At 62.5% G+C, this 4,951-nt stretch carries 6 protein-coding genes and 2 pseudogenes; 3 read left to right on the top strand and 5 right to left on the bottom strand.

Going from position 1 to position 4,951, the window contains the following annotated elements:
- Positions 1 to 1,030 (bottom strand): annotated as a pseudogene (locus AC2VOU_RS19865) (excinuclease ABC subunit UvrA); the annotation flags it as partial.
- Between the two features lie 118 nt (positions 1,031 to 1,148).
- Positions 1,149 to 1,256 (bottom strand): annotated as a pseudogene (locus tag AC2VOU_RS19860) (VOC family protein); the annotation flags it as partial.
- Between the two features lie 262 nt (positions 1,257 to 1,518).
- Here AC2VOU_RS19860 and AC2VOU_RS19855 point away from each other — a divergent pair.
- Together AC2VOU_RS19855 and AC2VOU_RS19850 are read left to right on the top strand one after the other, a co-directional pair.
- Positions 1,519 to 2,055 (top strand): MerR family DNA-binding transcriptional regulator, encoded by a 537-nt coding sequence (locus tag AC2VOU_RS19855; protein ID WP_082129605.1) that lies wholly within the window; start codon positions 1,519 to 1,521, stop codon positions 2,053 to 2,055.
- Entirely contained in the window at positions 2,052 to 2,387 is a 336-nt protein-coding gene (locus tag AC2VOU_RS19850) for a YnfA family protein (RefSeq protein ID WP_054880028.1), read from the top strand. The genes AC2VOU_RS19855 and AC2VOU_RS19850 overlap by 4 nt, the downstream gene beginning before the upstream one ends.
- Before the next feature lie 124 nt (positions 2,388 to 2,511).
- Here the strand turns inward: AC2VOU_RS19850 and AC2VOU_RS19845 are convergent, their stop codons facing one another.
- From AC2VOU_RS19845 to arsM, 3 genes are all read right to left on the bottom strand, one after another.
- Complete coding sequence (locus AC2VOU_RS19845) at positions 2,512 to 2,754, bottom strand: hypothetical protein (protein WP_156166553.1); 243 nt, start codon at positions 2,752 to 2,754, stop codon at positions 2,512 to 2,514.
- Between the two features lie 146 nt (positions 2,755 to 2,900).
- Entirely contained in the window at positions 2,901 to 3,341 is a 441-nt protein-coding gene (locus AC2VOU_RS19840; protein WP_486958902.1) for a hypothetical protein, read from the bottom strand.
- A gap of 222 nt (positions 3,342 to 3,563) precedes the next feature.
- Positions 3,564 to 4,385, bottom strand: coding sequence for an arsenite methyltransferase (gene arsM / locus AC2VOU_RS19835; protein WP_486958901.1), 822 nt, complete (start codon positions 4,383 to 4,385; stop codon positions 3,564 to 3,566).
- Between the two features lie 56 nt (positions 4,386 to 4,441).
- Between arsM and AC2VOU_RS19830 the strand changes: the two genes are divergently transcribed.
- Complete coding sequence (locus tag AC2VOU_RS19830) at positions 4,442 to 4,837, top strand: ArsR/SmtB family transcription factor (RefSeq protein WP_047316136.1); 396 nt, start codon at positions 4,442 to 4,444, stop codon at positions 4,835 to 4,837.
- Positions 4,838 to 4,951 lie beyond the last annotated feature (114 nt).

Raw genomic sequence — 4,951 nt, 5'->3', positions numbered from 1 at the left:
GGGTGCGTTGTAAGGCCGCCAGCAGCGGTGCGACCCCAGGTTTGTCCAGCCCTGTCACCCATTCCGTGAGGTCGCTGATTTGCATCGCGCAGGCGTCGGCGATGTTGATCTTGTTGATCTTCGACGATCGGGCCGCCTCTGAGAGCCGGGTGCCGTCGCACTCGGGGCACGTCATGAAGGTCACCGCTCGCTCCACAAATGCGCGGATATGCGGCTGCAACGCGTCAATGTCTTTGGACAGAAACGACTTCTGCATTTTCGGGATCAGGCCCTCGTAGGTGAGGTTGATGCCGTCGACCTTGATCCTGGTCGGCTCCTTGTAGAGGAGATCGTTTAACTCCCCTTTTGTGAACGTGCGGATCGGCTTGTCCGGATCGAAGAAGCCGCATCCGGTGAAGATGCGGCCGTACCAGCCGTCCATGCTGTAGCCGGGGACGGTGAGCGCACCCTCGTTGAGCGATTTGCTGTCGTCGTACAGCGCAGACCGATCGATGTCGGTGATCGAGCCCCGGCCTTCGCAGCGCGGACACATGCCGCCGGTGATGCTGAAGCTGCGACGCTCCTTGACGGTCCTGCCGCCCCGTTTCAGGGTGACCGCGCCCGCTCCGCTTATCGATGCGACGTTGAAGGAGAACGCTTGCGGAGAGCCGATGTGTGGCTTGCCGAGTCGACTAAAAAGGATGCGTAGCATCGCATTGGCGTCGGTGGCGGTGCCGACTGTGGAGCGGGGGTCGGCACCTATCCGCTCCTGGTCGACGATGATCGCCGTCGTCAGCCCATCCAGTACGTCGACGTCGGGTCGTGCGAAGGTCGGCATGAAGCCCTGCACGAAGGTGCTGTAGGTCGCGTTGATCAGCCGCTGTGACTCCGCGGCGATGGTGCCAAACACCAACGAGCTCTTGCCTGAGCCGGATACCCCGGTGAACACCGTCAGCCTGCGCTTCGGGATCTCGACGCTGATATCTTTCAGGTTGTTCACGCGCGCACCGTGCACGCGGATCAGATCGTGGCTGTCGGCAATCTGTCCCACCGTTCCTCCCAGCGTTAGCGCAGCTGCTGTATGCGGATTGGCTGTTTTGTGAGCCGGCCTGCACTCGCTCGAAGGTGCCGTCGAGGTCTTTGGTGGCCAGCAGCATCTTGCCGTGTCAGACGTCAAGGCGCACGTCGAAGCCGAGGGTGTCGCGGTAGAAGCCCAGGGAGGTGTCAGGGTCATCGTGCGGGAGGAAGCTCGAATGGGCATCTGTTTCGCCACGCACGGCGGCATCCCTGCCATCGCATTCTCCGGTTGTCGCCGGTAGGCGCCCGCTGGCGTCCCGCCACTGCGCACCAAGCATCCCGGCATATCGTTGAGCTGGCGTGAATTCGATTATTCAGCAAGTGCTTTAGCGGAACAACTAGCTAGCATCGGGTTGCTGCGCGGTGATCGGGCCGCCGTGCGGCCGGCGACTCCGCCGCAATCCACCTATCATGGTTGACCTTTAGGTCGGGTCGAAGGTTTACCGTCGAAGGGTGACGGTGATGCGTATTTCGGAATTTTCCCGGCAATGCGGGGTGCCGGCCTCGACACTGCGGTACTACGAGGATGTTGGTTTGCTGCCAGCTACGGAACGGACACCTGCGGGCTACCGGCTATACGACGAGCATGCTCGTCAGCGACTAATGTTCATCGAGGCGGCGAAACGTCTCAAGTTGTCGCTATCGTCAATCGGCGAACTACTGGCCGTGTGGGAATCAGACACCTGCCGCTCGGTCAAGGGCCAGTTGCGTCCCGCTCTCGACGATCGTATTGCCGAGGCCGATTCCGCCATCGCCGATCTGAAACTGCTACGCGACCAACTGGTCGCCGCACGATCGCGGTTGGATGACTTGCCTGATCGTGACCACCGATGCGATCCCGACTGCACCTTTCTCCACGATAACAAAACGCTCTCGCTTACCAGTTCGCTGGACGGCGTGAGGCACCGAGGCGGCACTGAGACACTCACCGCTCCCGAACATGCCCAGCAGATCGTCGCGGACCTCACCGGCGGCTCCTGCAACGGTGAACTGTCATGACCGTTGCCAAGTCAATTGTTCTGTTCGTGGTTGCAGCATTGTTCGAAATCGGTGGGGCCTGGCTGGTCTGGCAAGGTGTGCGCGAGCATCGTGGCTGGCTGTGGGCTGGCCTCGGTGTTATTGCGCTGGGTGCTTACGGGTTTGTCGCCACCATGCAACCCGACGCCCATTTCGGCAGGATTCTTGCCGCGTACGGCGGGGTGTTTGTCGCTGGCTCGCTTGGCTGGGGGATGGCCTTCGATGGATTCCGTCCCGACCGCTGGGATGTCATCGGTGCGCTGGTCTGCTTATTCGGAGTCAGCATCATCATGTACGTCCCGCGGTCGCACTGAATCGGTGGCCCAGGGGTGTGGGAACGCCCAACATCCCGCCGATATCGGAAAACCCAAACGGCGTCGAAAATTATGCTGTGCCAATCGGACTCGGAACCTGACAACTCTTTGGGTCAGGTGGTGGTCAGCCGTCAAGCGACTTCAAGAGGAGCGCTTTGATCTCGGCGGCGGATTTTTCGAGTGCACTAATGCGCTGGTTGGTGTTTTGGGCGATGGATTCGGCCGAGCCGAGCCGGGTGATGAACTCCCTCAGCGCGTCACCAAGCACACTTTGAGTAGCTCCAACAGTCTTAATCACTCCGAGCGCGTCGGCCAGGGACGCCTCCATGGCCGCGATGCGGGCTTCGAGATCTTCCGGGTTGGGCATCTTGGCATCGTATGCGCTTAGCGGTGGCAAGGACTCCATGGAGCAGGATTACCGTGGCCGATGCGGAGCTGGACCGTCGCGGCGACAGGCAAAGTTGACTTCAGCTCGAGCCCTGCTTGAGCGCCTTTAGCGTCGCGAATGCGAAGTCAGCGCTGCCGACAACGCGGCCACCGTGTCGCCGTCAAGTGGCACCTCTGCTTCGGCGGCGATAACCACGTCGACGGCGACACGCCGGCCGCATTGGCGGTTTCTGCGGCGGTGAGCTCGGCGCGATGCCTGGCCGCATACAGTCGCTGCCCGAGCGTGGCCCCGGGGGCGCGCGCCGCGCCAGCGGCGACCGTCTCCAGCTTCCGCAAATCCGTGAGAATGTTGGCAGCACGGCGGCCGAAGTCTGCCTCAGACGCCGCAGGCAACAACTCGATTGCGTTGTTGATGGTGGTGAGCCCCACTTCAACGGCCTCGGCCATCAGTGGGGCCCGCACGGAGTTGGCCAGGGTCGCCCTGCGTGGCCAGCGTCGGCCCTTCTCAAAGTCGATCAGCGCACCCGCATTCACAATTCCGTTGCGGGCCAAATGGCGTTGTGCCAACTTGAGTTCTTCACGACGGGCGGTTACCGCTGCGCCCGCGCGGGCGACTCCGGGGTCGATCGCTTCGAGGGTCTTGGGGGCGTCCGGTTCACGTTGGGGCGGCGGCGCTGCGGCGAGATAAGTGAATGCGACCGGTCATCCTCGATGCGCACCTGTGCAGGAGAGCGTTTTTCCTTCTAGCTGGCATAACTCCTTGCTGTCGAAGTCCAGTCGCCGCGACACTTATAGTCTGTCCAATTCCGTAGCACTGCCGCCAGAGGTCGGGCTGTTCGCCGCCGGCTTGGTGGCGCGGATGATCGCGGCGTGCAATCCGTCGGCGACCCGGTGCGTGAAAGAGACTGAGGAATCGGCGAATCCGGCCGCAGCCAGCCCATCGAGGTATTCCTGCATGGACAGGGCTCCGGCGATGCAGCCAAAATAGGAGCCACGCTCGGCTCGGTCGGCCGGGGTGAGATGGTCTTCGGCAACAACGTCAGAAATCCCGATCCGTCCGCCGGGGACCAGCACGCGAAACATCTCGGCGAGCACAGTGGGCTTGTCCACCGACAGGTTGATCACACAGTTGGAAACCACCACATCGACGCTGGCGTCGGGCAGCGGAATGTCCTCGATGGTGCCTTTGCGGAATTCGACGTTGGTCACACCGGCTTTGGCCTTGTTGGCCGCAGCAAGAGCGAGCATTTCATCAGTCATATCAACGCCGTAAGCAAATCCTCTCGGGCCGACCCGGCGGGCCGAGAGCAAAACGTCAATCCCGCCGCCGGAGCCCAGATCGAGTACGCGTTCGCCCGGTTGTAGGTCGGCCACCGCAAGCGGATTGCCGCAACCAAGGCTCGCCGCCAGTGCCTCGGCTGGCACTTCGGACTGTTCACCAGCGCCGTAGAGCGCGGCGCCGAAGCTGTCATGGACCTGGATCGGGCCGTCCGACCCGCAGCAACTTTGGGCGGTGAGCACATCACCGTTACGGGTGCCCGCGGCCACCGCCCTGGCCGCTGCGCCGTAGCGAGCCCGCACTTGCTCGCGTAGCTGATCGTTGTCCGTCATCCCGCCACTCCTTACATCGACAATCATCGATGCGATATAGCCTGGCCTATCCATCGATGTCTGTCAATACGTATGGCAAGATAGGCACTGTGCCCCCGGCGAACGCTCAGCTGCTCACCGACCTAGCGACGTGCTGCAGCCCAATCACAGGTGCGCTGCTCGATATTGCGGCCGCCGAGCGGTTGGCTGGGGTGCTCAAGGCGCTCGGCGAGCCGACCCGGCTGCGGCTGGTGTCGCTAATCGCGGCGCATGAGGGCGCCGAAGCGTGCGTGTGCGATCTGACCGATCCGGTGGGCCTGTCCCAGCCGACCGTCTCCCACCACTTAAAGGTCCTCGTCGACGCCGGGCTATTAGACCGTGAGCAGCGTGGCAAGTGGGCTTACTACCGCCTGGTGCCCAACGTCTTGGACGCGTTGGCTGGCATGCTGGCCAATACTCGTCGCTGCTGCTAAGACAAACTTAGTCGTGCGTTTCACCGGAGGATGCCGTCTCTCCAGCACAGCAATCCAGGTCCGGACTGGGCGTCCGACCACGTGCTGCCGCCAAACCAGTTTGCGGACCCTATG

The organism is Mycobacterium sp. TH-M25 (assembly GCF_057473665.1).
This window is presented reverse-complemented; position numbering and strand designations above follow the sequence as displayed.

Bases quoted from the DNA above. Each gene is read 5' to 3' on its own strand.
- AC2VOU_RS19855 (WP_082129605.1), top strand. From the start codon at position 1,519: ATGCGTATTTCGGAATTTTCCCGGCAATGCGGGGTGCCGGCCTCGACA.
- AC2VOU_RS19850 (WP_054880028.1), top strand. From the start codon at position 2,052: ATGACCGTTGCCAAGTCAATTGTTCTGTTCGTGGTTGCAGCATTGTTC.
- AC2VOU_RS19845 (WP_156166553.1), bottom strand. From the start codon at position 2,754: ATGCCCAACCCGGAAGATCTCGAAGCCCGCATCGCGGCCATGGAGGCG.
- arsM (WP_486958901.1), bottom strand. From the start codon at position 4,385: ATGACGGACAACGATCAGCTACGCGAGCAAGTGCGGGCTCGCTACGGC.
- AC2VOU_RS19830 (WP_047316136.1), top strand. From the start codon at position 4,442: ATGTCTGTCAATACGTATGGCAAGATAGGCACTGTGCCCCCGGCGAAC.